The following is a 26,703-nucleotide window of genomic DNA, read 5'->3' as shown; positions in this document are numbered from 1 at the left end:
GCCGAATCCTTGGAAGCGACGCCGCTCAGGTGAGATATGGCGCCGCGACGAACCTCGCAGAGTCGACTCGTCGCGGCGCCATGCGCCTGTCAGGAGTCGACCGTCGCCCGTGATCCAGGGGCCGGCGGCAGAGCATCCGGTCCGCTGATCCTCGGCGGGCCGTCCAAGGGCCCCTGAGGCGCGAGGAGACCGAGAGATCCATGACAGAGCGCTTCCGCATAGAGGGAATGACCAAGACCCATGGGCACCGCCGGGTGCTGCGCGGCATCGACCTCGCGGTGGGAGAGGGCGAGATCGTCGGCCTCGTCGGGAGCAACGGCGCGGGCAAGTCCACGCTGATCTCGATCGCCTCCGGCGCCGCCAGGGCCAACGGCGGGACCATGCACCTCAGCGTCCGCCCCTACCGCCCCTCCAGCGAGCGGGAGGCGCTCGGGCTGGGGGTCAGGCGCCGTGCAGCAGCGCTTCAAGGCGCCTGCGGGCATGAGCGTCCGCGAGTTCATCGGTGCCGGTGAGGGCATCGCCGAAGGCGGCCTGCTGGCGCATGGGCTGGCTGTGCTCGAGCAGACAGGCATCCGCCTCGACCTGGATGTGCCGATGAGCGGCCTCCTGCGCGCGGAGCAGGCCCTGGCCGACGTCCTGCGCGAGATGATGGCCCAACGCGGCTGCGGCATCCTCTACGTGTCCCACCGGGTGGACGAGGTCCTCTCTCTCGTGGACCGGATCCTGGTGATGCGCGACGGCCGGATCGTGCGCGGGCACTCGCCGCGCGAAGCCAGCACCGGCGACGTCGTCTACTCGAAGTTCGAGCGCCGCCTCTCCGAGCCGCAGCGTCCCGGCGAGGCCGTCGAGGCCGAGCGAGATGCTCACCGCGCTGACCAGCCGCGGCACCGCGGTGCTGCTCGTGTCCTCCGAGATGTCGGAGCTCGTCCAGTGGTGCCACCCCATCCTCGTGATGCGCGACGGCCGCCTGGTCTTCCAGCAGGAGAACTCCGAGGCCACCGAGGACACCCTCATGTCCGCCGCCATCGGCGCATCGGAGCCTCCGGCTCGGGCCGCCGCGCCGCCACCTCGGCCTGAGTCCGACCGGTCAGCCGCCCGCCAGCGGCGTCCCGGGGATGACGAGAGCCCCCTCCCGAGCGGGGGGGGGCTCTCAGCGCTCGGAAGCCGGGGTCTCAGATCGCGATGCGGCCGGAGACGGCGTTGAGCTTGTGGCAGGCCAGGGCCAGGTTCGCGCTGGTGCGATCGAGCACCAGGCAAACGAACAGGCCGGAGGTGTCCCGGGAGTTCAGGGCCCGGATCAGGTGGTACTGGTTCGACAGCGTGATCATGATGTCCTCGATCTCGGCGTCGATGTCGATCTCCTGCATGGTGCGCAGCTTGGCGCGGACCACGTTGGAGTTGCCGGCCGCGGCGACATCGAGGTCGAAGCCCGGGTTGCCGCCGGAGGCGAGGGCCATGCCGCTGGAGACATCGACGATGGCGGCGCCGTTGGCGCCCTCGATGCTCAGCAGCTCCTTGATGGAATCATCCAGTGGGACATGTCAGTGCTCTCCTGCGTGGTTGCTGTCGCGGAGGACGGGTTCTCGATCGGCTGGTGCGCCGAAGGGCGTTGTGATGGTGCCGCGGACTCGGGGACAGGCGCCTCGGGGGCTCGAGCCGGTGCGTGCACAGCGGTCTCGCGGGGTCCGGGGCGCTCGGCCTCCGCAGCATGAGGCAGGGTCGTGTGAGGCTGCGCGTCCTCCGCCTGCTGCTCGGAGTCCTGGGGGAGGGGCTGCTGGGATGCCGATCGGCTGCGTCGTCTGATCCAGATGGCCAAGGCTGCCCTTCACCTCTCCTGACGTCGCGTGGAGGGGATCGCCGCCGAAGCGGCCCCGCCGCTGCCCGGGAAGGGGCGAGGACGGGGCCGCGGATCCTGTCGCGCGAGGCCTCAGCCGCGCACGATGCCCAGCACGCGATCGCGCAGCTGCTCCATCACGGCGGGGTCGTGCGCCTCGACGTTCAGGCGCAGGAAAGGCTCCGTGTTCGACGGGCGCAGGTTGAACCACCAGGTCCCGTCGGCGGCGGCGAAGGTGGTGCCGTCGGAGTCCTCGACCTCCACGTCCTCGCCCGCGAACGACCCGCGGACGCGCTCGACCGCTGCCGCCTTGTCCTCGATCTCAGAGTTGATCTCACCGGAGGCGGTGTAGGGGTCGTAGCTGGCCATGAGCTCGGAGAGCGGACGCTGCTGCTCGCCCAGGGCGGCCAGCACGTGCATGGCCGCGAGCATGCCGGTGTCCGCGTTGAAGAAGTCGCGGAAGTAGTAGTGGGCCGAGTGCTCGCCGCCGAAGACCGCCGACTCGCGGGCCATCACGGCCTTGATGAAGGAGTGGCCCACGCGCGTGCGCACCGGGCGCCCGCCCCGCGCCTCCACCAGCTCGGGGACGGCGCGGGAGGTGATCAGGTTGTAGATCACGACGGGGGTCTGCTCGCCGGAGGCCTGCGCCCGGGCGATCTCGCGCTCGGCGACGATCGCGGCGATCGCCGACGGGGTCACCGCCCCGCCGTTCTCGTCGATCACGAAGCAGCGGTCGGCGTCGCCATCGAAGGCCAGGCCGATATCCGCCCCGTGCTCCCTCACGGCCTTCTGGAGGTCCACGAGGTTCGCGGGCTCGAGGGGATTCGCGGGGTGGTTGGGGAAGGTGCCGTCGAGCTCGAAGTACAGCGGCACGATCTCCAGCGGCAGCCCTTCCAGCACGGTGTCGCCCAGCACGGCCGGGGTCGTGAGCCCGCCCATGCCGTTGCCGGCGTCCACGACGACCTTCAGCGGGCGGATCCCGCGCAGGTCCACGAGTCCGCGCAGGAACTCGGAGTAGTCCTTGAGGACGTCGCGCTCGGAGATCGTCCCCCGGGTCTCGCCTGGCGGAATGCCGTCGGCCAGGTAGGACTGGGCGCGGTCGCGGATCTCGTAGAGCCCGGTCTCGGAGGACACGGGCACAGCCCCCGGCAGAGCCATCTTCATGCCGTTGTACTGCGCCGGGTTGTGGCTGGCGGTGAAGGTCACGCCGGCGGCATCGAGCACGCCGCAGGCGAAGTAGAGCTCGTCGGTCGAGATCAGCCCGATCTTCACGACGTCCGCGCCGCGAGCGGTGGCGCCCTCGGCGAAGGCGTCGATGAACTCGGGCGAGGACGGGCGCATGTCGCCGCCGACCAGCACCGTCCTTCCGGCCAGCTCGAGGACGTCGACGAAGGCGGCGCCGGTCGCGCGCACGGTCTCGGCGGTGATGGTCTCGCCCACGATGCCGCGGACGTCGTAGGCCTTGAAGGACTGGGACAGGTCGATGGTCATGCCCCGCACTCTAATGGAGGCGATGGGGCGGCTCCCGAGCGCAGGCGGGCGCGCCGCCGCCCCATACATGGGGGCGCGGGGCCCTGCTGCGGCAGGAAGGCGGGGACAGTCCCCGTGCTTACCATGGAGCCATGCCCCAGTTTTTCGAGATGATCGACCCCGTCCAGCACTACTCCTGGGGCTCGCGCTCGGTCCTGGCGCAGATGCAGGGGCGGCCCTCGCCCTCGGAGCAGCCCGAGGCCGAGCTGTGGATCGGCGCCCACCGCTCGGCACCCTCGCAGCTCGTGCTCCAGGCCGGCCCGCAGCCCCTCAACGAGCTGCTCCTGGAGAAGCCCGAGCGCTTCGTGCGCGACGGCGACCAGGTCGTGGCCGACGACGGATCCTTGCCCTTCCTGCTCAAGATCCTGGCGATCGAGGCCCCGCTGTCGATCCAGGTCCACCCCTCGATCGCGCAGGCCCGGGAGGGGTTCGAGCGCGAGGAGGCCGCCGGGATCGCGATCGATGCGGCGCATCGCAGCTACAAGGACCGCAGCGACAAGCCGGAGACCGTGGTGGCGCTGTCGCGGCTGCAGATCCTCACGGGCATGCGAGATCGCGCCGAGCTCGGTCTGCTGGCCGAGGCGCTGGACCAGCAGTGGCTGCGCGAGGTGCTCGAGCACCCCGAGCCCGTCCTGCGCACCGTGCTGAGCCTTCCGGAGGACCGGGCGCAGGCGGCTCTGGCCGATCTGGAGGAGGCCGTCCGTCGTCTGCCCGCCGACGACGAGCTGGGCTCCGTGCTGAACTACGTCGCCCGCTCGCACCCCGGTGACCGCGGCCTGCTGGTGGCCCTGTGCATGAATCACTTCGTGCTCGAGCCGGGGGAGTCCATGTTCACCCCCGCCGGCCAGGTCCACGCCTATCTGCAGGGCACGGCCGTGGAGATCATGGCCTGCTCGGACAACGTGCTGCGCGCGGGGCTGACTCCCAAGCACGTCGACGTCGACGAGCTGCTGCGGGTCGTGACCGATGACCAGGACCCCGGAGTGCCGCAGGAGGCGGTGACGGGCCCCGACGGGCTGCGCCGCATCTCGCTGTGGGAGGACCGCCTGAGCCTCGTCTCGGGAGAGGCCCGGCCCGGGCGCGAGCTCGAGCTGGAGCTGGATCCCAGCACGTGCACGGTCCTGTGCGTCGACGGCTCCGTGACGCTCAGCTCCCCTGGGGCCGAGCCTGTGGAGGTCGGCGCCGGGCACTCGGCGTGGGTCCGAGCCGACGGCGAGCCGGTCGTCGTGAGCGGGCAGGGCACCTTCTGGGCCGTGGAGCTGCGGGCATGACCGCCGGTTCCGGGGAGACGACCCCGTTTCAGAAGGCCGAGAACGCCGACGACAACGGCATGATCCGCATCCGCGGCGCCCACCTGCACAACCTGCGCGAGGTCGATGTCGAGATCCCGCGCGAGCGGCTCGTGGCATTCACGGGGATCTCCGGCTCCGGGAAGTCCTCGCTGGCCTTCGGCACCCTGCACGGCGAGGCCCAGCGCCGCTATCTCGAATCGGTGGCCCCGTTCGCCCGTCGGCTGATCGCCGGGGCCGTCGACCCCCAGGTCCGCTCCGTCGAAGGTCTTCCGCCGACCGTCGCCATGGGCCAGCAGCGCGGAGGCGGCACCGCCCGGTCCTCGGTCGCGACCATCACGGCGCTGTCGAACACGATCCGGCTGCTGTACTCGCGGGCAGGGGAGTATCCCCAGGGGATGGAGCTGGGCCCGCGCGGTCGGCTGGACTCCGACGCCTTCTCCCCGAACACCCCGACGGGCATGTGCCCGGTGTGCCACGGCCTGGGCGTGCAGCACGTGCCGACCGAGGAGTCGATGGTCCCGGATCCGAGCCTGAGCATCGCCGACGGCGCGATCGCGTCGTGGCCCGGCGCCTGGAACGGCAAGAACCTGCGCGACATCTGCCGCGAGCTCGGCATCGACATCGACCTGCCGTGGCGCGAGCTGCCCGAGCAGACCCGGCAGTGGGTGCTGTTCACGGACGAGCACCCCGTCGTGACCGTCCATCCCGTGCGCGGAGCCCATCAGGTCCAGCTCGAGTACCAGGGGACGTTCTCCTCGGCGGCCTCCCTGCTGATGCGCACGCTGGCCGAGACCGGCAGCGCGAGCATGCGCGCCCGCGCGCTGCGCTTCGTGGAGTCCCGCCCGTGCCCCGAGTGCGACGGCCGCCGCCTCACCCGGGCCGCGCTGTCCGTGACCTGGTCCGGCGAGCCGATCGACCGGCTGCAGGCCCGACCCCTGGACGAGCTGCTGCAGCTGCTCGAGGACAGGCGCGCGGAGCTGGACCGCCGTGCTGAGAAGGGCCAGCGACTGGGTCCCGGCGAGGAGGCTGAGCATCTGCTGCTCGAGGACGGCTGCTCGACCCTGCGCTCGGTCGTGGACCTGGGCCTCGGGCATCTGAGCCTGGATCGCAGCAGCCTCAGCATCTCCCCCGGCGAGATGCAGCGCCTGCGCCTGGCGGTGCAGCTGCGCTCGGGGCTCTTCGGGGTGGTCTACGTCCTGGACGAGCCCTCGGCGGGGCTGCACCCATCGGAGGCGCGTCAGCTCATGGCGGTGCTGCGCCGCCTCGTGGGCGCGGGCAGCAGCGTGTGCCTGGTCGAGCACGACATGGAGCTCGTGCGCGGCTGCGACTGGGTGGTCGACGTCGGCCCCGGTGCGGGCACCCAGGGCGGACGCATCCTGCACTCCGGTCCCGTCGACCAGCTCCAGGACGTCGCGGAATCGGCCACGGGCCGTTTCCTGCGCGCCTCGACGCCGCCGGAGCAGATCCGCGGCGGCCCCGTGCGGGTGAGCGAGCAGCGCCTGCGCCTGCGGGGCGTGCGCCGCAACACCCTCGACGGCATCGACGCCGAGTTCCCGATCGGGGCGCTGACCGCGCTGACGGGCGTCTCCGGCTCGGGCAAGTCCTCGCTGTTGGATGCGCTGGGGGATGCGACGGCGCAGCATCTGGAGGGCTCCGGCGTGGTGGACCTCGAGGCCGGCGACCCGGAGGAGACCAGCGAGGGATCCGAGGCCGAGCAGCAGCGCCGTCCGGGCACCACCGTCGCGGCCGCGGAGGGCCTGGAGGAGGTGCGCCGTCTGGTGCGGATCACCCAGAAGCCGATCGGACGGACGCCGCGCTCCGACCTGGCGACCTACACGGGGCTCTTCGATCACGTGCGCGCGCTGTTCGCCGACACCCCGGAGGCCCGCTCCCGCGGCTGGAAAGCCGGGCGGTTCTCCTTCAACACGACCCCCGGGCGCTGCCCGCACTGCCAGGGGCAGGGCCAGGTGGAGGTCGAGCTGGTCTTCCTGCCCGGCTCCTGGACCGTCTGCCCGGTCTGCCACGGGACCCGCTACGACGACGAGACCCTCTCGGTGCGCTGGGAGGGGAGGACGATCGCCGAGATCCTGGAGCTCACGGTCGCCGAGGCGCTCGCCGTCTTCGCGGAGGAGCCGTCCGACGAGGAGGCTGCGCATCGGCCGCGCTCGGCCTCCCAGCGCCGCCGGGTCGATGCGATCCGCAGGCCCCTGGAGGCCCTCGGGGCGCTGGGACTCGGCTACCTGCGACTGGGCCAGCCGGCGACCGAGCTCTCCGGCGGAGAGGCCCAGCGGATCAAGCTCGCCTCCGAGCTGCACCGCACCGGTCGCAGCCGGACGCTCTACCTGCTCGACGAGCCCAGCACGGGGCTGCACCCGGCCGATGCCGAGCGCCTGCTGCGGGTGCTGCACGGCCTCGCCCGCGACGGGGCGACCGTCGTGATGGCCGAGCATCGTCCGGAGGCGATCCGCACGGCCGACCATGTCATCGATCTGGGCCCGGGCGCCGGGCGCCGCGGCGGGACCGTCGTGGCGGCAGGCACTCCTCAGCAGGTCGCCGCCGATCCCGACTCGGTCACGGGTCCCTGGCTGCGCGGCTGAGACGGCTCGCGCGTCACGGCCCGGACCGCAGGGGGCGGCAGGGGGCCGCGATCCGTAGGATGGCCGTGCGGCCCCGCCCGGCGGCGCGCACCCCCCGTATCCGCTCGCTTCGCAGGAGGCATCTGAGATGACAGCCGCCTCGCGCCCGAGCGCCGGACTCCGATCGGCCGCGCTGCTGGGCTGTCTCGCCGCCATGGGACTGCCGCTGGCGGGCTGCGCACCGGCCGATCCCGAGCCGGAGATCCCGGAGATGGAGCAGCCGCCGAACCGGGAGATCGCCGAGCCCGGGCTCGTGGCCGGGGCTGAGCTGCCCGTCTGGGCTCGCAGCGCCGACTGCAACCAGCCTCGACCCAGCGCCGAGGACGACGGCCTGGCGCGGACCGCACCCGCTCCGGATGCCGCTGACGTGGCCTTCGTGGTGCCGCAGACCGAGCTGGCCCTGTGCGAGCTGCCCGGGGTGGTCTCGGCGTCCGTGGAGGGCTCGTACTCCCAGGGGGGCGAGGCCCGCGAAGGAACCGTGGACCTGGGGCTGCTCTTCGCGCCCGAAGCCACCCCCGAGCAGATCGCTCAGGCCTGGTCCTCAGCCGAGACGGAGGCCGAGGCCCAGCTGTCGGGGACCGGCATCGGCCTGGGACAGGTCTCCCTGGTGCTCGACGACGGCTCCTCGATCTCGGGACCGGCAGAGGCCTCGGCGGCCTCCGAGCCCGCCGCTGCGGACGGCCGGGCGACCGGCTCGGCAGCGACGATCCCCGAGGCCATCGACCTGCTTGCCGCGCTGCAGCGCACAGGCCCCCAGCCGGGCGCGCAGGAGACGGCTGCCCCGGATCCCTCGGCGTCGCCGTCCTCCGCCGAGGAGCAGGGGCCCGAGCGCCGCTGGTCGGTGAGCGTGGGCCAGCAGCTGGAGGTGACCACCGTCTACTCGGCGGATCTGTCTGCTGAGGGAGCGCTTCCCCAGCTCTCCCGGGTGCTCAGGGACACCCAGGAGGCCGGCCAGGCGCCGGGCGGGCACCAGGACGCTGTGACCGTGATCGACGGCCGCGTGCGGCTCACGGTCCCGAGCGCGTTCGCGAAGTCGCTGACGCCCGAGCTGCTCGAGGACCTCCACGACCTGGGCCAGGTCCCTGATCTGCAGGCCACGGCGCGGGTCGAGGGCTCGGACGGGGCGGCGCCGATGCTCAGGGTGCGCTCCGAGCGGCTGCCGGAGTACAGCGAGCCGCAGTACGAGGAAGCGGCCGAGGCCCTGAGCGGCAGCGCTGCGGAGGCCGGAATGCACCTGGACCACCGGCTGGACGGAGAGCCGCTGCCCTTGGACGAGGAGCAGGCCGAGGCCCAGGACTGATCCGGTCTCAGCCGCGCGTGGGGCGCTGCGGGGCCTGGCCCGAGTGCCGTCGGCGCATCCGCAGCGCCATGCCCAGCCCGGTGATGGCCATCGCGGCCATGAGCGCCCCGAGCAGCATCAGCAGCGGGTCGGAGATCACGGCTCCCACGACGATCACGATCACCGCCAGGACGATGAGCACGATCTGGAACGGGACCATCAGCTGCACGGGCGGACTCCTTCTGGCAACGGGCTCTCGGACGGCACGACGCTGGCAGGGTATCGCGCAGTCAGATCCCGCCCGTAGTCTGGGCCATCGCAGACCGATCACCGCGGGGCCCTGCGGGCACCGCCTCACCCCCCGGGAGTGCCATGACATCCCATCCCACCGGATCCCGCCTCGCCGCCGGCCTGACGGCTGCCGCCTGCTGCGCGCTGCTGCTCACGAGCTGCCTTCCCAGCTCCGATGAGGACCCCTCGACCGAGGACTCCGCCTCGGCTCAGGACTCCGCCTCCGCCCCGGACACCGGGAGCGAGGGCTCCCCGAGCCAGGACCCGTCGGAAGGGGGCTCCGCCCAGGCGGAGGACTCCGCCAGCGCCCAGGACTCCGAGGCCCCGCAGGAGGACACCGAGGTCGCCGGCGTGGACCAGGCCATCGAGGACGGCTACGCCCTGAACACGGCCAGCGGAGATCTGCCCGTCGTGACCATGTACACCGACTACGAGTGCCCCGCGTGCGGGTCCTTCCACCCTGCGGTCGAGCAGGTGGCCGAGGAGCTCGACGGCGAGGTCGTCGTGCGCGTGAAGAACTTCCCCCTGTCCATGCACGACAACGCGGTGCCGGCGGCCCACGCGGTCGAGGCCGCCGGTCGTCAGGGGGAGGCCCACGAGTACGCGAGCCTCGTCTACGACGACGTCGACGAGTGGTCCGAGCTCTCGGACGGCGAGCTCGAGGGCCGCTTCGTCGAGCTCGCCGGGGAGGCGGGGCTGGATGAGCAGCGCTTCCGCGAGGATATGGGCTCCAGCGACGTCGAGGAGATCGTCGAGCAGCACAGCCAGCAGGCGGAGGACCTCGAGCTGACGGGGACTCCGAGCTTCGTGGCCGATGGCAGGGCCATCGACCTCGGGGAGATCGGCAGCGCGGAGGACCTCCGCGACGTGCTGCGCGATGCGGCCGAGGGCTCCTCGGGCTCCTCCAGCGATTCCGGGACCCGGGCATGAGCCAGCAGGGCGCAGCACGAGACGAGGAGGACGGCCTGGACACCAGGCAGCGGCTGAGGGCCATCGCGATCGTGCACGGAACGGTGCAGGGCGTGGGCTTCCGCTACTGGACGTGGAAGCACGCCGAGAAGCTGGGGCTCGTGGGCTGCGCCCGCAACCTCGACGACGGCACCGTGGAGGTGATCGCCGAAGGCACCCGCTGGGCGGTGCGCGATCTGCTCAAGGAGATCCAGGGCCCGGACGCACCGGGGGCCGTGATGCGCGTGGACGCGCACTTCGAGGACCCCCAGGGCGACCTGAGCGGCTTCACGACCGCCTGAGCGGCGGATTCACTCACCGGCCAGCCAGTCCTCGAGCTGCATGCGGTCCAGGACCGCGGCCGGGTGAGGGCCGGCGGCGCGCAGGGCGTCCAGGTTCTCGCGCGGCATGCTCGAGGGCGAGCCCAGCAGGATGAGGTTGCCGGCGCGCTGCCCGTCGAGCATCGAGGCGTCGCTCAGGCACCACACGTCGGCGAAGGCCGGGGCACCGCCGCTGCCCTGGGCCTGCACCATGCGCTCGGCCTGCTCGCGGAAGAAGCCGAGTCCCGGGTCATCGCCCACGTTGACGATCAGCGCCCCGTCGGGGGCCAGGACCTGGGCCATCTCCTCGTAGAACGATCGTTCGCGAAGATGGGCGGGTGCGTCGTCGCCGGCGAAGACGTCGAGCACCAGCAGGTCGAACGGCTCCGTCTCGGCTTCGCGCAGCGCGCCGAGCTGCTCCCGGGCGTCGCCGATCAGGATCCGGGGCGGCTGCGAGTCCGGCCAGGGGAGGTGCTCGAGCACGAACCCCGGCAGCTCGCGGGCCAGCTCGATCACCGTCTGCTGCGATCCCGGGCGGACCGCGCTCAGCCGGCGGGGCAGCGTCAGCGCCCCGGCCCCCCAGATGCAGCGCGCGCACGGGCTGTCCGCTCGGGCGCTGCAGGTCGCAGGCCGCCGACATCCGCTGCAGGTACTCGTAGAAGACCCGGCTCGGATCCGCCAGGTCCACGTGCGACTGCTCGGCGCCGCCGATGCTGAGGATCCACCCCTCGGTCAGCTCGTCCCAGGCGATCTCGGCCCCGGCGTCGAGGGCGGACAGGAAGCGGGAGCGGTGTGCGGGGCGGGACATGCTCGGATCGTCTCACCGATCCGCGTGATCCGCTCGCCGTCCGTTCACGGCCGGTTCAACCGCTCTCGCTACGGTCGGTCCATGTCATCGGCCGACCGGCCGCGCCCACCGAGCACCCCAGGGGGTCACATGAGCCGCCGCACCGCACTCACCCGCCGCAGCCTGGTCGGAGGCCTGGCCGGGGCCGCGGTGACCTCGATCGCCCTTCCCGCCGCAGCCTCCGAGCGCGGCGGGGCCGGGCATCGGACGCTGCGCTTCATGACCTACAACGCCTCGCTCAACCGCGGCTCGCAGGGGCAGCTGGTGCGGGATCTCTCCACGCCCGGCAATGCCCAGGCGCAGGCGGTCGCCGAGGTCATCCAGCGCTGCGCCCCCGACGTCCTGCTGATCAACGAGTTCGACTACGACGCCGAGCACCTGGGCGTGCAGCTGTTCCGGGACAACTACCTGGCGCGCAGCCAGAACGGCCAGGCCCCGCTGGACTTCCCCCACGCCTTCACCGCTGCCGTCAACACGGGCGTGGACTCGGGCCTGGACCTCAACGGGGACGGGACGCTGCGCACCGGCGACGATGCCTGGGGCTTCGGCCTCTTCCCCGGCCAGTACGGCATGGCCGTGTACTCCACGGCGCCCATCGACCACCGCGCGGTGCGGACCTTCCAGCTTCAGCTCTGGTCGCAGATGCCGGACAGCCTGCTGCCCTGGGACTACTACGGCCGCGAGATCGGGAAGCGGCTGCGGCTGTCGTCGAAGTCGCACTGGGATGTTCCCGTGCGGGTGGGCCGCGACACCGTCCATGTGCTGGCCTCCCACCCGACTCCGCCGTCGTTCGACGGATCCGAGGACCGCAACGGGAGGCGCAACCACGACGAGATCCGCTTCTGGGCGGACTACATCACGGGCTCGCGCCGCGGCAGCTGGATCCGCGACGACAACGGGGGCACCGGCGGACTGCTGCCCGGCAGCAGGTTCGTGATCATGGGCGATCTGAACTCCGACCCTCAGGACGGGGACTCCTGGCCCGGGGCTGCCCGGCAGCTGCTGGAGCACCACCGCATCCAGGATCCTCGGCCGAGCTCGGAGGGGGCCGTCGCGGCGGCTGCCGCCCAGGGAGGGGCCAACACGAGGCATCTGGGCGAGCACTGCTTCGACACGGCGGACTTCACCGACCAGGTGCCGGGCAACCTGCGGGTGGACTACGTCCTGCCGTCGTCGAATCTCCGGGTGCAGGACTCCCAGGTGTTCTGGCCCGCACCGGGGCAGCCCGGCGCGGAGCTCACGGGCTCGTATCCCTTCCCGACCTCGGACCATCGGCCCGTCTGGGCGGATCTGCGCGTGCGCTGAGTCGTGCCTGCGGCTCCCAGCCAGTCGTCAGGAGCCGATCAGACAGGACGCTGATGGTCGTGGGTAGGCTGGTCGTCGAACTTCTCAAGGACACCCACCCCAGGAGACGACCGTGGCGTTCAACCCCCTGAAGCACGCATTCGATGATGACGGCAAGCCGACCCCGGCGCTGAACGGCTTCCTCGACAACGCCCTGAAGGTGCAGCGTCCCGTCGTGCTGCGCTGGGTCAAGCGGCTGCGCGCCGAGCACCCGGACGAGACCCCCGAGCAGATCGCCAAGCGCCTCGAGCGGATGTACGTCCGGGCGAACACGGCCACCGGCGGCGTGGCCGGCGGTGCGGCCATGATCCCGGGCATCGGCACGCTGGCCTCCCTGGGCGTGTCGACCGTCTCGGTCGGCGGCTACCTGGAGATGACCGCGCTGTACGCCCAGGCCATCGCGGAGCTGCACGGCGTGCACACCTCCGACCCGGTGCGCACGCGCTCCATGGTCATGGCCCTGATGCTCGGCGAGGACGGGGGCGTGCTCATGAAGCAGGTCCTGGCCTCGAGCTCCAAGTCCCGAGGCCTGACGAACCGCTGGGGCCTGATGATGGGCACCGGCTCCAAGGAGGGCGGCCTCGATGTCGGCAAGAAGCTGCGCAACATGTTCGTGCGCCGCTTCATCCGCAAGCAGTCCACGGCGGCGCTGGGCCGCGCGCTGCCCTTCGGCATCGGCGCCGTGGTCGGCGGCGGCGCCAACCTGGCGATGTCGCGGGCGGTCGTGAAGAGCACCCAGGAGGCCTTCGGGCCGCTTCCGGCGAGCTTCCCGCCCGAGCTGTCCGAGGTCGACCGGGCTCCCAAGCTCGCCGACGACGCCCGAGACCGCTCCAAGGATTCCGAGGAGGCCGGTGAGCCGGCGCAGATCAGCGGCGAGGGTCAGCAGGACAGCTGAGTCCTGCGGCGCACAGCGGCCGACATGATGCAGGACACCTGGTCCCCGCCTGATCCTTCAGGCGGGGACCAGGTGCTTCATCGGGTCGGCCGTCGTCGTTCCCCCGGCGTTCACAGCGGGCCCCTAGCGTGAGAGGCGAGAGCGCTGTCCGACTCCCTGCGAGTCGACGGCGCAGCACCCTCTCCTCGCAGGAAGGCACAGCTTGGGCCCCAGGATCCTCGCGCATCGCGGAGCGAGCGCTCAGTACCCCGAGCACACGCGGGCGGCATACGTGCAGGCCCTGCTGGACGGGGCCGACGGCGTGGAGGGAGACGTCCACCTCACGCGCGACGGCCACCTGGTCCTGCACCACGACGCCCAGCTGGGGCGCACGAGCGACGGCCGCGGACCGATCTCCTCGCACACGCTGGCCGAGCTGCGCCGTCTGGACTTCGTCTCCTGGAAGGGCGTCGAGATCCCGGTCAGCCACGGCGAGCCCCATGAGCAGCTGCTGACGCTGCCGGAGCTGCTCGAGCTGCTGCGCGGCGCGGGCAGGCGGGTCGGACTCGCCATCGAGACCAAGCATCCCTCCCCGGCCGGTCATCGGCTGGAGGAGGCCGTGCTCAGCGTCCTGATGGCCGAGGGCTGGGACCCGGAGACCGGGCGCCTGGGGAACCTGCAGGTCTCGATCATGAGCTTCCACCCCGATGCCGTGCGCCATGTCCTGCAGACCGTCGCCCCGCGCAACGTGTGCCAGCTGATCGAGGATCCCACCCCGGAGTCCGTGGCCGCGAGCCTGCGGGTCCCGGCTGTGACGGCCCGGCTCGTGCACGCCGGCATGCGCTGGGTCGTGCCGTCGGCGGAGCCGATCATCACCCGGGGCCTGTGCGAGATCGCGGGTCCGGGCATCGCCTTCGTGCGGGATCACCCCGGTCTCGTGCGGACCTGGCTGGCGCAGGGCTCGATCCTGCGGGTCTGGACGGTCGACACCGCGGCGGACCTCGAGCTGTGCCTTGCCCTGGGCGTCCAGCAGATCACGACCAACCGGCCGGGGGAGCTGCTGGATCGACTCGCTGCGGGCGGTGCCCCCACCGCTGTCGGCAGCAGCGATAGAATGTGTTGAACAGCCCACTGCAAAATGCATATTCATTAGATATTCAATGCAGCCATGTTTCGATATCGTCCCCAGTCAGATGGGTCGAAAATATCGGAGAAAAGGTGTTGCATCTTCATTACTCGCAGGTAACGTATGGGCTGTGCCGACGGGTGCCGAGGCCCTCACCTCACTTCCGTCGACATGGCGCGCCGATTCGACAGGGGCTGTGACAGCAGTCCGAGAGACTGGAGTCTCGGGGCATCGCGCAGAGGAGCGGAGCCGGATCGCGGGCTGCGATACGTCTCCACCCTCTGTCTCCCGAAAATCTGGCCGGTGTCGATCCGCGGCGGCCTTCATCTGGTCCGGGGCATCCCCAGCCCCGCCTCATCCCCCCCCCCCCACGAGGTTCCCCCACCATGGCCGTTCCCCCCAGGCTCCGCCGCAGCGCCCCCACGCTGACGGCGCAGCGGACCGTGTCCGCCGTCGACCCGCTGACCCGCATGGTCGCCGAGTCCATCGCCGACGAGGTCCTCTCCGACCTGTCGTGGGTGCTCAGCACCGAGCGCCCGGACTCCGAGCTGTCCCTGGTGCTCTCCCTGAGCAGCGATCATGCGCTCACCGCCCAGATCTCGCCCACGCTGTGCGCCGTCCTCGAGGCCGCTCAGCGTGCCCAGGCCGTCTCGAGCGGCTGGTACCGCCCGATCCGCCTGTCGCGAGAGCTGACCGGCGGCGAGATCGTTGAGCTCGACACCCGCACGCGCCGGCTCACCCTGCCGCGCGGCACCGAGCTCGACCTGTGGGACATCGGCTGCGCCAGGGCCGCCGACCGCATCATGGAGCGCGTCCAGGAGGCCGATCCCTTCGCCTCCCTGGCCATCGTGGTCGGCTCCTCGGTCAGCGCTGTGGGCGCCGCCTGGGAGATCTCCGAGGCCCTGGGCGAGGACCTCACCGTGCTGGACCCCGCGCTGCAGCGGGACGCCCGCGCCTTCGCCGTGCTCTGCGAGCAGGCTCGCGGCGTCGGCGCTGAGGTGTGGGATGCCGTGGCCGTGAGCGCCGACAGCGCCGTGGATGCGCTGGCCTTCGCGGGCTCTGCCGAGGAGCTGGGGCGCATGGCCCCCGAGTGGCTCGAGACGGTCGGCGCTCAGGCCGAGCTGCGCCCGTCGCGCCCCGGACGGCTGTTCGGCCGTCGCCGCGTGCGCACCGCTGGCTGGGCGGCCAAGGACATGTGATCGGGCGGTGCGGACCTGACGGATCCGCGCCGCTGAAAGGGGATGCGAACGACGACGCCGGGCGGTGCTGCTGGACCAGCAGCACCGCCCGGCGTCGTCTGCGCGGGAGCCTCGGACGGGACGGGGCCCCTCAGCGCTCGAGATGCTCCACGAGCCTGGGGGCGATCCCGATGTAGGTCTGCGGCGTGAGCTGGGACAGGCGCTGCTCTGCGGCATCGGACAGCCCGAGCTCGGCCACGAACTCCTGCAGGCGCTGCTGATCCACGCGGTGGCCGCGGGTCAGGTCCTTGAGGCGCTCGTAGGGGTTCTCCATGCCGGGGGTCCCGGCGATCGCCTCGGCGCGCATGACGGTCTGGATCGCCTCTCCCAGGACCTCCCAGTTCTCGTCGAGGTCGGCGGCCAGGACGTCGTGGGCCACATCCAGGCGCTGCAGGCCCTTGGCGACGTTCGAGATCGCCAGCAGCGAGTGCCCGAAGGCGGTGCCGATGTTGCGCTGGGACGACGAGTCCGTGAGGTCGCGCTGCCAGCGCGAGGTCACGAGCGTGGCTCCCAGCGTGTCCAGCAGCGAGCACGAGATCTCCAGGTTGGCCTCGGCGTTCTCGAAGCGGATCGGATTGACCTTGTGCGGCATGGTCGAGGACCCGGTGGCGCCCTCGACGGGGACCTGGCGGAAGACGCCGATCGAGATGTAGGACCAGATGTCCGTGCAGAGGTTGTGCAGGATGCGGTTGAACCGGGCGACGTCCGCGTAGAGCTCGGCCTGCCAGTCGTGCGACTCGATCTGCGTGGTCAGGGGGTTCCAGCTCAGCCCCAGCCCCTCGACGAAGGTGCGCGAGACCTCCTGCCAGTCGGCCTCCGGTACGGCGGTCGTGTGGGCGGCGTAGGTTCCGGTGGCCCCGTTGATCTTGCCCAGGAACTGCGTGGATCCGACCCGGGCGAGCTGGCGCCCCAGGCGGTGGGCGAAGACCGCGAGCTCCTTGCCCAGCGTGGTGGGCGTGGCCGGCTGGCCGTGGGTGCGCGAGAGCATGGGCGCCTCCGCGCTGTCGGCGGCCAGCTGCGAGATCTGCTCCACGAGCTCGCGGGCAGCCGGGGCCCAGACCAGCTCGACGGCATCGCGCACGCCCACGGCGTAGGCGAGGTTGTTGATGTCCTCGGAGGTGCAGGCGAAGTGCACCAGCGGGATCAGGTGCTCGAGGCCCAGCGCGGGCAGCCGGCGCCCGATGTAGTACTCGACGGCCTTGACGTCGTGGACGGTCACGGCCTCGATCTCGGCCAGCTCGGCGATGCCCTCGGCGCCGAAGTCCTCGACGATGCGGCGCAGGCCGTCGATCTGCTCCTGGCCCAGCGGCTCGATCCCGGGCAGCACGCGTCCGGCGCACAGGTGGATGAACCACTCGATCTCCACATGGAGCCGGTTGCGGTTCAGCGCCGCCTCCGAGAGGTGGTCGATCAGCGGTGCGACGGCCGGGCGGTAGCGCCCGTCCAGCGCTCCGAGGGCCAGGGGCGGCTCGAGCCCGCCGAGCGGGATGCGGGCCGTGGGATCGTCGGTCGAGGGGGCGGAAGACTGAGACATGCGGACATTCTTCCATCCTCGGGCGGCGTCTCCGGGCGCGCGGCGGGCGCGCGCTGCTCGAGCCGGCGTTCCGTCCGGAACGGGGCTCCGAGGGCGGGCCTCATGCTGGGCCGCGCCGCTACAGTGAGGGTCATGTCCTCCGTCACACCCCGCGCCGCCCTGTCCGCCCTGCCCGACTACGCTGCAGGCCGGCCCCCGCAGCCCGTCGAGGGCCTCGAGGCCTTCAAGCTGTCCTCCAACGAGAACCCCTGGGGCCCGGTGCCGGCAGCCCAGGAGGCCATCGCCCAGGCAGCACAGCGGATGCACCGCTATCCCGACCCGACCGCCGCGCCGCTGCGCGAGCGGATCGCCCAGCACCTGGGCGTGCCCGCCGATGATATCGTGACCGGTGCGGGCAGCCTGGGTGCGCTGACGCAGATCATCGCGGCCTTCGCGGGAACCTCCTCCGACGGCACGGGCGATGAGGTCATCTACCCCTGGCGCTCGTTCGAGGCCTACCCGATCGTCGTGGGGACCGCAGGCGCCGTGAGCGTGCAGGTCCCCAACCTGCCGGACGGCTCGCACGACCTCGAGGGCATGCTCGCGGCCATCACCGAGCGCACCCGCGTGATCCTGCTGTGCTCGCCCAACAATCCCACCGGCCCGTCGCTGCGCCAGGACGAGACGGAGCGCTTCCTGGCCCGGGTGCCCGAGGGCATCCTCGTGGTGCTGGACGAGGCCTACCTCGAGTTCCAGGGCGACCCGGAGCTCGTCGAAGGCGTGCGCACCTACCGCGCCCACCCGAACGTGGTCGCGCTGCGGACCTTCTCCAAGGCCCACGGCCTGGCCGGTCTGCGCGTGGGGTACTCGCTCTCGCAGCCGGAGGTCACAGCCTCGCTGCGCAAGGTCGCGACCACGTTCGCGGTGACCGAGATGGCCCAGACCGCGGCGATCGCCTCGCTCGATCACCTGGAGCAGGTCCAGGAGCGGGTCCAGCGCATCGTCGACGAGCGCGAGCGCGTCCTGGCCCGGCTGGCGGAACTGGGCTGGGACGTCCCGCAGACGCGCGCGAACTTCGTATGGCTGCCGCTGGGCGAGGACGCCCGCCGCTTCGCCGAGGCCTGCGCGCAGCAGGCGCTGTCGGTGCGGGCGTTCGACGGCGACGGAGTGCGGGTCAGCATCGATGTGCCCCAGGCCAACGACAGGTTTTTGGAGATCTGCTCCAACTTCCAGACGCCCGCGCGTCACGTAGTCTCATGAGACAGCTTCGTCTCCGGGCTCTGCGCGCAGCAGACGGAGACGCAGGCATGAGCTGCCGGGCCGGACGGCCCGGGGCCATGCCACCGCGTGAACCACACCTGGAGGTGTCCCATGGCGCAGGCCGACGAGGTCCCGGAGCGGGGACCCGATCAGGAGCAGCCCAGCGCTGAGCAGTCGTCCGCGCAGACGGCGCAGGCCGCGCCGGCCGTCGAGGTCGCCGCCGACGTGGCCCCGGACGGATCGCCGGAAGCGCTCGTCGCGGATCCCCATGACGCCCGTGCGAGCGCCGGCACCGGAGCGCACCCCGCGGCCGTGGCCGCGACCATGCCCGTGGTCCGCCTGCTCGACGAGAACGGCGTCCGCCAGCACGACGAGCGCTTCTCGGGCTGGGTCGAGGACGTCGATGCCGAGGCGCTGCAGCGGATGCACCGCTCGATGGTGCGGGCGCGCCGCCTGGACGAGATGGCCACTGCGCTGCAGCGCCAGGGCGAGATGGCCCTGTGGCCCCCGCTGCGCGGCCAGGAGGCGGCCCAGGTCGGCTCGGCGCTGGCCCAGGGCGAGAACGACTACGTCTTCCCCTCCTACCGCGAGCATGCCGTGGTCCTGGAGCGCGGGGTCCCGGCCGAGCGGGTCCTGGTGCAGTTCCGGGGCCACGCGGCCTCCGGCTGGAAGCCGTCCGAGACCCGGACCCATGTCTACTCGCTGGTGCTGGCCTCCCAGGTCCCGCACGCGGTGGGCTACGCCATGGGCATGGTCCAGGACCGTCGGCTTGCCGAGGAGGCGGGGGAGCCCGCGCCGGAGCCCGGTGCTGTCACCGTCTACTTCGGCGACGGCGCCTCGACCGAGGGCGAGATCCACGAGTCGATGGTCTTCGCCGCCTCCTACGACGCCCCCGTGGTGTTCTTCGTGCAGAACAACCAGTGGGCGATCTCGGTGCCGTTCTCCACGCAGTCCCGCGTGCCCCTGGCGGCCCGGGCGGCCGGCTATGGCTTCGAGGGCGTGCGGGTCGACGGCAACGACCCTCTGGCTGTCCTGGCGGTGACCCGGTGGGCGACCGCCGAGGCCCGCGAGGGGCGCGGCCCCGTGCTGATCGAGGCGGAGACCTTCCGACTGGGCGCGCACACCACCGCAGACGACCCCACCAAGTACCGCCTCTCCGCAGAGGAGGCGCAGTGGGCGCAGAAGGAGCCCCTGCTGCGCATGCGCGCCCTGCTCGAGACGGAGCTCGGCGTGCAGGAGCAGTGGTTCCAGGACCTGGAGGAGGAGACCGACCAGTGGCTGAAGGAGGTCCGCTCCGAGCTGCTGCGCTCCGATCCGGGTGAGCTGGACCATCGCTTCGACGTCGTCTACGCGCAGCCGCACCCGCTCGTGGAGGAGGAGCGGGCCTGGCACCGCGACTACGCCGATTCCTTCCTGGACGGCGAGGGCGGACCGGGCGCAGACGCAGGGCAGAGCCAGGAGGGGCAGAGGGCATGAGCGAGCAGCAGACGCGCACGGGCGGGCCCACGACCGTCCGGGCCACTCTGGCCAAGGCCCTGACCATGGGCATGCGCCGGGCCATGGGGGAGGACCCCCGGGTCCTGCTCATGGGCGAGGACATCGGCTCCCTGGGCGGGGTGTACCGCGTGACCGAGGGGCTCAAGGGGGAGTTCGGCGCGCACCGGGTGCTGGACACCCCTCTGGGCGAGGCTGGGATCGTGGGCACCGCCACCGGGATGGCCATGCGCGGATACCGCCCGGTGTGCGAGATCCAGTTCGACGGCTTCACCTTCCCCGCCTACAACCAGATCACGACCCAGCTGGCCAAGATGCATGCCCGCACCGACGGCGACGTCACCGTCCCGGTGACCATCCGCATCCCCTACGGCGGGCTCGTGGGCTCGATCGAGCACCACTCCGAGTCGCCCGAGGCCCAGTTCTCGCACACTGCCGGGCTGCGCATCGTCTCGCCGTCCTCGCCGCAGGACGCCTACTGGATGATCCAGCAGTCGATCGCCTGCCCCGATCCCGTGATCTTCTTCGAGCCCAAGCGCCGCTACTGGCTCAAGGGGGAGGTCGACCTCGAGAACCCGAGCACCGCCGATCCCTTCAGTGCCCAGGTGCTGCGCGAGGGCTCGGAGCTCAGCCTCGTGGCGTGGGGTCCGCTGGTGCCCGTGGCCATGGCCGCCGCAGAGGCCGCCGCGCAGGAGGGCCGCTCGGTCGAGGTGATCGACCTGCGCTCGCTGTCGCCGATCGACTTCGCGACCCTCGAGGCCTCGGTGCAGCGCACGGGGCGCATGGTCGTGGCCCACGAGGCCCCGGTCTTCTCCGGGCTGGGGGCCGAGATCGCCGCGCGCATCACGGAGCGCAGCTTCTACAGCCTCGAAGCCCCCGTGATCCGCGTGGGCGGCTACCACATGCCCTACCCGCCCGCCGGGGTCGAGGCGGACTACGTCCCGGACCTGGACCGCGTCCTGGACGGCATGGACCGGGCCTTCGCCTACTAGGACCCGCTCACCGCACGCACGCGCCCCGCACCGTCGCTTCCGAAGGATTCCCGCATGGCACAGATCTTCCGCCTCCCCGATGTCGGCGAGGGGCTCACCGAAGCCGAGATCGTCACCTGGAAGGTGCGCGTCGGCGACCAGGTCTCCGTCGATCAGCCCCTCGTGGAGATCGAGACCGCCAAGTCGCTCGTCGAGCTGCCCTCGCCCTGGGAGGGGGCCGTCCTCGAGCTGCTCGCCCAGGAGGGCGAGACCCTGGAGGTCGGCGCAGGGCTGGTCTCGATCGGCGACTCCGCCGAGGCCCCGGGCTCGCGCCCGGATCCGGGCTACTCTGCCACCAGCGCGGGCGGCGATGCCGCCGCCGATTCGAGCGATCCGGAAGCACCGGCGCAGTCCTCCAGCGCGGAGGAGGAGCCGCAGCAGAAGCCGCTCGTGGGGTCGGGTCCCAAGGCGGATCCGGTCGTGCGCAGGCAGCGCTCGCGCCGCCCCGCCGCCCGGAGCCGACCCGTCCGGAAGCCCCTGCTGAGCAGGCCGAGCCCTCGCGCGGCCGCAGCACGGCCGAGCCCGCCGGCGGGAGGGCCTCGCTGGGCGACGGCATCGCCGACCTGCTCTCGCGAGCGGGCCTGGGGCAGGGGCCCGGCTCGCGCGGCGACCGGCTGGCCCCGCCTGGCCGGGGGCGGCTCCCGAGAGGAGGCCGCGGCCCCGGGAAGCGGCGCGGCCGCAGCGCAGCCGGCGCGGGCCTCCCAGCCGGCCCTGGCCAAGCCTCCCGTCCGCAAGGCCGCCAAGGAGATGGGCATCGACCTGCGGGAGGTCTCCGGAACGGGCGAGGCCGGACAGGTCACCAAGCGAGACCTGCTGGCTTACGCCGCCCATCTGCGCGAGGTCCCGGACGGCCCCGACGGCTTCTGGGTCTCTTCGGACGCCCCCGGGGCAGGGGACCGGACGCAGCGGATCCCGGTCAAGGGCGTGCGCAAGCTGACCGCCCAGAACATGGTCAAGTCCGCGTTCTCGGCCCCGCACGTGTCGATCTTCGTGGATGTCGACGCCACGCGGACCATGGAGTTCGTGAAGCGGCTGAAGACCTCCGATCACTTCGAGGGAGTGAAGGTCACCCCGCTGCTCCTGCTGGCCCGGGCCGTCATCTGGGCCGCAGCGCGCAACCCCCAGGTCAACGCGACCTGGACCGACCGCGAGATCGTGATCAAGCGCTACATGAACCTGGGCATCGCCGCGGCGACCCCGCGCGGGCTCATGGTCCCGAACATCAAGGACGCCCAGGACATGAGCCTGCGCGAGCTGGCGATCGCCCTCAACGAGCTGACGGCCACGGCTCGTGCCGGGCGCACCCAGCCCGGCGACATGCAGAACGGCACCCTGTCGATCACGAACATCGGCTCCCTGGGGATCGACATCGGCACTCCGATCATCAACCCCGGTGAGGTCGCGATCGTGGCCTTCGGAACCATCAAGCAGAAGCCGTGGGTCGTGGACGGGGAGATCATCCCGCGGTGGATCACCACGCTCGGCGGATCGTTCGACCACCGTGTGGTCGACGGCGACCTCTCCGCGCGCTTCATGGCGGACGTGGCCCGCATCCTCGAGGAGCCCGCGCTGCTGCTCGACTGAACCCGCTCACGGCCTGACGAGCACCCCTGCGGAAGGCCCCGGCCGGCGCGTCGCTGCCGGGGGCCGAGGCATGCGCACAGGAGCTCGCGGCCCCTTCAGCAGCGGAAGCAGCCGTCGAGGTGGCCGGGGGTCATCCCGGTGCGGGCCAGCAGCCGGGCGATCGTGGCGGGGCCGGCGTGCACGAGCCCGTGCTCGCGCAGGCGACCTGCGACCGCCTGGACGTGATCCGTCCCCTCGGCCGGCTCCAGTTCCCGCTGCCAGTCCTCGCCGGACCAGCTGCGAACGGCGCGGGTGGCGACCACCACAGCGGTGAGCTTGGCGCGATTGCGGATCAGCCGACGGTCCAGCAGCAGCTCGTCCACGGCGTCGTCATCGAGACCGGCCACGATCCGCGGGTCGAAGCAGCTGAAGACCTCCTCGAGCGCGGGCAGCCGCGACACCGAGGCGCCCGGGGCCAGCCCGGCCTGCAGGATCTCGAGGCTCAGCGCCCGGAACCACTCGGAGCGCAGCTGCGGGCGGATGCCCCACGAGGTGTCGTGATCGTCCAGGACATCCGGGGTGGACAGCGCCCACGGGCAGCGCAGCCGACCGTCGGCGCACAGCACGGGGCTCAGCAGGACGGACGGGTCGGCGCGCGGACGGTCGGTGCAGGACGGCGCATCTGAGGAGCAGTGGGCGGCTTCGGCGGTGTACATGGCGGCACGCTACGGCGATGCTCGCAGCAGCATCGGGGCCCGAGGACCGGACTGTGCAGCTGCGGCCCCCATCTCCGCTGATCCGGGTGCTGTGGAGCCTGGTGCCCAAGGGCTCAGAACTCGGAGATCTCACCGGTTCCCTGGGCGATCTCCAGGGCGATCGCGTCCTCGTCGTCGTCGCCCGGGTCGTGCACGATCAGCACGGCGGTCTGGTCATCCGCGGGGAACGCGCGGATCGTCACCGAGCCCGCCTGCGCGGCGTCCAGCACCGCGGCGGACTGCCGGCCCACGATCCGCAGCACGCGCTCGGGCAGGACGGAGCCGCGCTCGTCGAGGATGTCCACGGAGACGCCGCGCTCGCGGGCTCGGCGGGCCGCCTCGTGCAGCTCCGGGGTCGAGATCGACCGACCGCGGATGGAATCGCGCAGGTGGGCCTCGAGGACCCGGAAGCGGCGGATCTCCTCGTCGTCCACGGGGCTCGAGTCGTAGGCGATCCGCTCGAGCGCGGGGCCGACGACACGTCGGACCTCGTGCATGCGCCGGATCGAGGCGTTGACGGTGTCCTGCTCGGCGTCGTCATCGGTCCGCGCCGATGCCCCCAGCGCCCGGGCCTCGCGGCGGCGATCCAGGAGCCGCTCGATCTCCGTGATGATCAGGAGGGCGATGACCAGGGTGCCTGCGACCGTGGCCATGGGCGCCATGCCCATGAGCATGCCGTGCTCGGAGCGAGCGCCGAAGGTCGCACCGAGGGTGGTCGCGATGAACACCGTCCCCCAGGCCCACGCCGTGTGCTGGCGAACGGCCAGGGCGACCGGGAACAGGTGCAGCCCCTGGTACCCCCAGTGCTGCGACAGCAGCGGCAGCCGCTCGGGGTCGGAGTCGTGGGTCAGCGCCAGGCACGAGATCATGGCCACTACGGCGGTGATGACGGGAAGCTCGTCGAGCCGGCGCCGCCCTGGGGCGATCACGAGCAGGACCGCGATCATGTACGGCACGACGGAGATCAGCTGCAGCTGCGGATGCTGGAGCACCTGCAGCTGCGGCAGCCCCGCGATCAGCGACGGGATCAGGAAGGCCAGCAGCGAGCCGAAGAACAGCACGGAGCTCTGAGCCCGGCCCTCCGCCGTGAGCCGTGCGACCCACTGGCCCACGAGGTCCAGCAGGCGGCTGCGCAGCCCGACGTCGACGTCTGCGCGGTACCTGGCGCTGCGGCGCCTAGTCCGACGGATGGGCATCGCTGGGCCACAGGATCTGGATGCGCGTCCCGCGGTGCGGGGCGGAGGCGACGTCGACCCGGCCCCCCGCGTTCTCGACATTGCCGATGATCGAGACTCGCACGCCGAGGCGCCGGGAGTCCATGGAGCGCATCTGGAACCCCTTGCCGCGGTCGAGGACCTCGAAGGAGAGGTAGAAGCCGAAGGGGTTCAGCGCCGTGGGAGGGCAGGCCCCTCCGTCCATGGTCACGAAGGTGGTGGCCACGCCGGAGTGCCGTGCGCTGTTGGAGACCGCCTCGGTCACCGCGTGGATCAGGGCCTGGGCCGTGTCCGAGGGCAGGAAGGCCCGGGTGTGGCCCATGGGCCTGATGTCGGGGACGAGGACGTTGAAGCGCACGCGCGAGCGCCACGGGGTGAGGGCGTCGAGGAGGTCGTCCATCAGCGTGTGCACGTAGGTCGTGGCGGTTCCGGTGGCCCGCTTCTCCTCGAACTCCAGGACGCTCAGGGCACGCATGGCCAGCTCTCGAGTGCGCTTGGAGACGGCGCCCGGGGCCCGGGAGGCGTCCAGCAGCGCCGCCATGACGTTGTCGTGGATCAGCCGGTCCAGGCGCTCCTGCTCATCGCACTGCGTGCGCGAGCGGCGCAGCGCGGTGGCATGGGCGATCGCCGTGCTGTAGTCGGTGTCGGCGTGATCTGCGGCGCGCAGGGTCAGCGAGACCGCGATCGCGAGCAGGATCGCATAGAGGCAGTCGACCCCGGTCTGGATGATCTCCGACTGCAGCGCATAGCCCAGCGGCATCTGCAGGACGTAGATCCCCAGGAAGACCAGGGACCAGCAGATGACGGCGAAGGCGGCGAGCGTGCCCCAGGTCAGCGCGGTGAGCCCCGCCGCGAGGACGAGCAGGAACGACAGCCACGGGGGAGAGATCTCGGAGGCCGGTGCCCAGATCGGGGCCAGCGAGGTGTAGCAGAGCATGATCAGGACGACGGCGGCCGTGGAGGGCCAGGTGACCACACGGCGCCGTGCGCCGAAGTAGAACAGCATGCCCGCGCAGACCTGCAGCCCGGCGAAGAACAGGGTGCTCAGCAGCGCGGGCGCCTCGGTGAGCGTGCTCACCGAGGGCAGCGCGGCCAGGCCGCTGGCGAACATCGCGGCCGCTGCGCACAGCTGCGCCGACCACTGCAGACGGTAGACGTTCGGACCCATGGTGCTGGCCGAGACCGGCGAGGGCAGCCGCGAGCGCAGGGCCCTGCCGTGATAGCGCTTGAAGTCCTGGGAGGACGGCTCGGCGGCGTGGATCATGGGTGCGCGTCGTCCCCGGTCAGCAGGACGAGCGGGCTGCTCAGCGGCGGATCTCGACGTTGTTCACATCGGCCTCGGGCTCCACCAGCCCGTCCTCGATCGCGCGGATGCGCAGATCGATCTTGGTGGGGGCAGGGCGGCCGATGCGCGCGTACTTCTCGCGGATCCGGTCGATGTTGGTCTTCACGGCGGACTGCTTGATGCCCATGCGACGGGCCACCTGCACCTGGGCGAAGCCCGAGGCGTACAGGCGCAGCGTCTCCTGCTCGCGCGGCGAGAGGTTGGCGCGGGCGAACTCGATGTCGCCGTCGATCGCGGCCGCCAGCTCCTTGGTGATCACCGGCTTGCCGTCGGCGATGTTGCGGGCCTCCTCGATCGCGTGCTCGAGCGGCTCGGACTTGCGCACCAGCCCGAGGGCGCCGGCGCGCAGGGCCTCGCGGATCAGGGCGGCGTTCTCCCCGATCGAGAAGATCAGCACCTTCATGCCGGCCTCGCGCAGGCGCTCGACGTTCTCCGACGGGCGCGAGCGGTCCGTGAGCGACAGGTCCAGCAGCACGACGTCGCACTCGATGCGCTTGGCGCCCGGGGCGGTCAGCGCGGTGTTCTCCGGGTCGCGGCCGAGCTGGTCGATCAGGCCAGGGACGGTCGAGGCCGAGCCCACCAGCTTGACGTCTGCCTGCGAGGTCATGGAGACGAGACGGATGCCTTCGCGGACGACCTCGTGGTCATCGACGACGGCGACGAGTGTGGACGGCATGTGACACCTCTGGGAGGTCGGCGGAATCGGACGGCCTGAGGGTCTGTCCGGGTGACGGACAGATGACCTCTCAGGCAGGTGTGGGCCCCGATACGGAGCGCGCGTCTGCCCCGAACAGGCGCGGTCTCCGGCGTATGGACTTGCGTCAGTGTAGTCCAGCGCGAGGCCATCGAAGAGGATCCGTGCCCAAATGTCAATGAAGATCACTTGAGAATCGCCGAGTCGGTCGCCCGCCCGCCCGTCCTGCGGGGCCCCGGCCCGATCTCGGGACCGCCGCCGGTGCGCGCACGGCT

The 26,703-nt window shown here is 71.8% G+C and carries 24 protein-coding genes; 15 read left to right on the top strand and 9 right to left on the bottom strand.

The features are described 5' to 3' along the window. Positions 1-200: 200 nt before the first annotated feature. Positions 201-512, top strand: coding sequence for an ATP-binding cassette domain-containing protein (locus tag OVA15_RS09005; RefSeq protein ID WP_081749219.1), 312 nt, complete (start codon positions 201-203; stop codon positions 510-512). Beyond that, complete coding sequence (locus tag OVA15_RS09000) at positions 481-1,077, top strand: hypothetical protein (RefSeq protein ID WP_268144443.1); 597 nt, start codon at positions 481-483, stop codon at positions 1,075-1,077. Before OVA15_RS09005 ends, OVA15_RS09000 begins: the two co-directional genes overlap by 32 nt. Before the next feature lie 95 nt (positions 1,078-1,172). Here OVA15_RS09000 and OVA15_RS08995 read toward each other — a convergent pair whose 3' ends face one another. Then, the gene (locus OVA15_RS08995) at positions 1,173-1,457 is read right to left on the bottom strand and encodes a hypothetical protein (RefSeq protein ID WP_249933744.1); all 285 of its coding nucleotides are present in this window, start codon (positions 1,455-1,457) and stop codon (positions 1,173-1,175) included. A gap of 470 nt (positions 1,458-1,927) precedes the next feature. Then, positions 1,928-3,325 (bottom strand): phosphomannomutase/phosphoglucomutase, encoded by a 1,398-nt coding sequence (locus OVA15_RS08990; RefSeq protein WP_024289745.1) that lies wholly within the window; start codon positions 3,323-3,325, stop codon positions 1,928-1,930. A 131-nt stretch (positions 3,326-3,456) separates the two neighbouring features. Between OVA15_RS08990 and manA the strand changes: the two genes are divergently transcribed. The 3 genes from manA (at position 3,457) to OVA15_RS08975 (ending at position 8,592) form a co-directional block, all read left to right on the top strand. Then, positions 3,457-4,635: a mannose-6-phosphate isomerase, class I gene (gene manA, locus OVA15_RS08985; protein ID WP_268144440.1), complete on the top strand. Its 1,179-nt coding sequence runs from the start codon at positions 3,457-3,459 to the stop codon at positions 4,633-4,635. After that, on the top strand, positions 4,632-7,253 hold the full coding sequence (locus OVA15_RS08980) for an excinuclease ABC subunit UvrA (protein WP_268144438.1): 2,622 nt from the start codon (positions 4,632-4,634) through the stop codon (positions 7,251-7,253). The genes manA and OVA15_RS08980 overlap by 4 nt, the downstream gene beginning before the upstream one ends. Before the next feature lie 127 nt (positions 7,254-7,380). Then, positions 7,381-8,592 (top strand): hypothetical protein, encoded by a 1,212-nt coding sequence (locus tag OVA15_RS08975; protein WP_268144436.1) that lies wholly within the window; start codon positions 7,381-7,383, stop codon positions 8,590-8,592. 7 nt (positions 8,593-8,599) lie between these two features. On the opposite strand, the gene OVA15_RS08970 is transcribed toward OVA15_RS08975, so the two are convergent. Continuing rightward, entirely contained in the window at positions 8,600-8,800 is a 201-nt protein-coding gene (locus OVA15_RS08970; RefSeq protein ID WP_006213916.1) for a hypothetical protein, read from the bottom strand. Positions 8,801-8,943: 143 nt separating this feature from the next. Between OVA15_RS08970 and OVA15_RS08965 the strand changes: the two genes are divergently transcribed. Continuing rightward, positions 8,944-9,792, top strand: coding sequence for a DsbA family protein (locus tag OVA15_RS08965; RefSeq protein WP_006213915.1), 849 nt, complete (start codon positions 8,944-8,946; stop codon positions 9,790-9,792). Continuing rightward, positions 9,789-10,112 carry an acylphosphatase gene (locus tag OVA15_RS08960; protein WP_006213914.1) on the top strand — a complete coding sequence of 108 codons (324 nt, stop codon included), beginning with the start codon at positions 9,789-9,791 and terminating at the stop codon, positions 10,110-10,112. Before OVA15_RS08965 ends, OVA15_RS08960 begins: the two co-directional genes overlap by 4 nt. Before the next feature lie 9 nt (positions 10,113-10,121). On the opposite strand, the gene OVA15_RS08955 is transcribed toward OVA15_RS08960, so the two are convergent. Further along, complete coding sequence (locus tag OVA15_RS08955) at positions 10,122-10,679, bottom strand: spermidine synthase (RefSeq protein WP_268145682.1); 558 nt, start codon at positions 10,677-10,679, stop codon at positions 10,122-10,124. A gap of 388 nt (positions 10,680-11,067) precedes the next feature. On the opposite strand from OVA15_RS08955, the gene OVA15_RS08950 reads away from it, so the two are divergent. From OVA15_RS08950 to OVA15_RS08935, 4 genes are all read left to right on the top strand, one after another. Further along, the gene (locus OVA15_RS08950) at positions 11,068-12,282 is read left to right on the top strand and encodes an endonuclease/exonuclease/phosphatase family protein (RefSeq protein ID WP_268144432.1); all 1,215 of its coding nucleotides are present in this window, start codon (positions 11,068-11,070) and stop codon (positions 12,280-12,282) included. A gap of 112 nt (positions 12,283-12,394) precedes the next feature. Then, positions 12,395-13,216 carry a hypothetical protein gene (locus tag OVA15_RS08945; RefSeq protein ID WP_006213911.1) on the top strand — a complete coding sequence of 274 codons (822 nt, stop codon included), beginning with the start codon at positions 12,395-12,397 and terminating at the stop codon, positions 13,214-13,216. Positions 13,217-13,418: 202 nt separating this feature from the next. Then, positions 13,419-14,318 (top strand): glycerophosphodiester phosphodiesterase, encoded by a 900-nt coding sequence (locus OVA15_RS08940; protein ID WP_268144428.1) that lies wholly within the window; start codon positions 13,419-13,421, stop codon positions 14,316-14,318. A 389-nt stretch (positions 14,319-14,707) separates the two neighbouring features. Further along, a complete protein-coding gene (locus OVA15_RS08935) occupies positions 14,708-15,520 on the top strand; it encodes a hypothetical protein (RefSeq protein WP_268144426.1) in 813 nt (270 codons plus the stop codon). A 130-nt stretch (positions 15,521-15,650) separates the two neighbouring features. Here OVA15_RS08935 and purB read toward each other — a convergent pair whose 3' ends face one another. Further along, positions 15,651-17,093 (bottom strand): adenylosuccinate lyase, encoded by a 1,443-nt coding sequence (purB, locus tag OVA15_RS08930; protein ID WP_006213908.1) that lies wholly within the window; start codon positions 17,091-17,093, stop codon positions 15,651-15,653. Between the two features lie 132 nt (positions 17,094-17,225). Between purB and hisC the strand changes: the two genes are divergently transcribed. From hisC to OVA15_RS08910, 4 genes are all read left to right on the top strand, one after another. Next, the gene (gene hisC / locus OVA15_RS08925; protein ID WP_061712142.1) at positions 17,226-18,332 is read left to right on the top strand and encodes a histidinol-phosphate transaminase; all 1,107 of its coding nucleotides are present in this window, start codon (positions 17,226-17,228) and stop codon (positions 18,330-18,332) included. A 324-nt stretch (positions 18,333-18,656) separates the two neighbouring features. Further along, on the top strand, positions 18,657-19,808 hold the full coding sequence (locus OVA15_RS08920; protein WP_081609449.1) for a thiamine pyrophosphate-dependent enzyme: 1,152 nt from the start codon (positions 18,657-18,659) through the stop codon (positions 19,806-19,808). Further along, entirely contained in the window at positions 19,805-20,818 is a 1,014-nt protein-coding gene (locus OVA15_RS08915) for an alpha-ketoacid dehydrogenase subunit beta (protein ID WP_006213903.1), read from the top strand. Before OVA15_RS08920 ends, OVA15_RS08915 begins: the two co-directional genes overlap by 4 nt. A 54-nt stretch (positions 20,819-20,872) precedes the next feature. Then, entirely contained in the window at positions 20,873-22,441 is a 1,569-nt protein-coding gene (locus OVA15_RS08910; RefSeq protein ID WP_268144422.1) for a dihydrolipoamide acetyltransferase family protein, read from the top strand. Between the two features lie 95 nt (positions 22,442-22,536). Here OVA15_RS08910 and OVA15_RS08905 read toward each other — a convergent pair whose 3' ends face one another. The 4 genes from OVA15_RS08905 to OVA15_RS08890 all read right to left on the bottom strand — a co-directional run bounded on the left by OVA15_RS08905 (position 22,537) and on the right by OVA15_RS08890 (position 26,410). Then, positions 22,537-23,136 (bottom strand): DNA-3-methyladenine glycosylase I, encoded by a 600-nt coding sequence (locus OVA15_RS08905; RefSeq protein WP_268144420.1) that lies wholly within the window; start codon positions 23,134-23,136, stop codon positions 22,537-22,539. 113 nt (positions 23,137-23,249) lie between these two features. Then, positions 23,250-24,371, bottom strand: coding sequence for a hypothetical protein (locus OVA15_RS08900; RefSeq protein WP_268144418.1), 1,122 nt, complete (start codon positions 24,369-24,371; stop codon positions 23,250-23,252). After that, positions 24,352-25,653 (bottom strand): sensor histidine kinase, encoded by a 1,302-nt coding sequence (locus tag OVA15_RS08895; RefSeq protein WP_024289762.1) that lies wholly within the window; start codon positions 25,651-25,653, stop codon positions 24,352-24,354. The genes OVA15_RS08900 and OVA15_RS08895 overlap by 20 nt, the downstream gene beginning before the upstream one ends. Before the next feature lie 40 nt (positions 25,654-25,693). Next, the gene (locus tag OVA15_RS08890; RefSeq protein WP_006213896.1) at positions 25,694-26,410 is read right to left on the bottom strand and encodes a LuxR C-terminal-related transcriptional regulator; all 717 of its coding nucleotides are present in this window, start codon (positions 26,408-26,410) and stop codon (positions 25,694-25,696) included. Positions 26,411-26,703 lie beyond the last annotated feature (293 nt).

Source organism: Kocuria sp. SL71 (assembly GCF_026672465.1).
GTDB lineage: Bacteria > Actinomycetota > Actinomycetes > Actinomycetales > Micrococcaceae > Kocuria > Kocuria palustris.
This window is presented reverse-complemented; position numbering and strand designations above follow the sequence as displayed.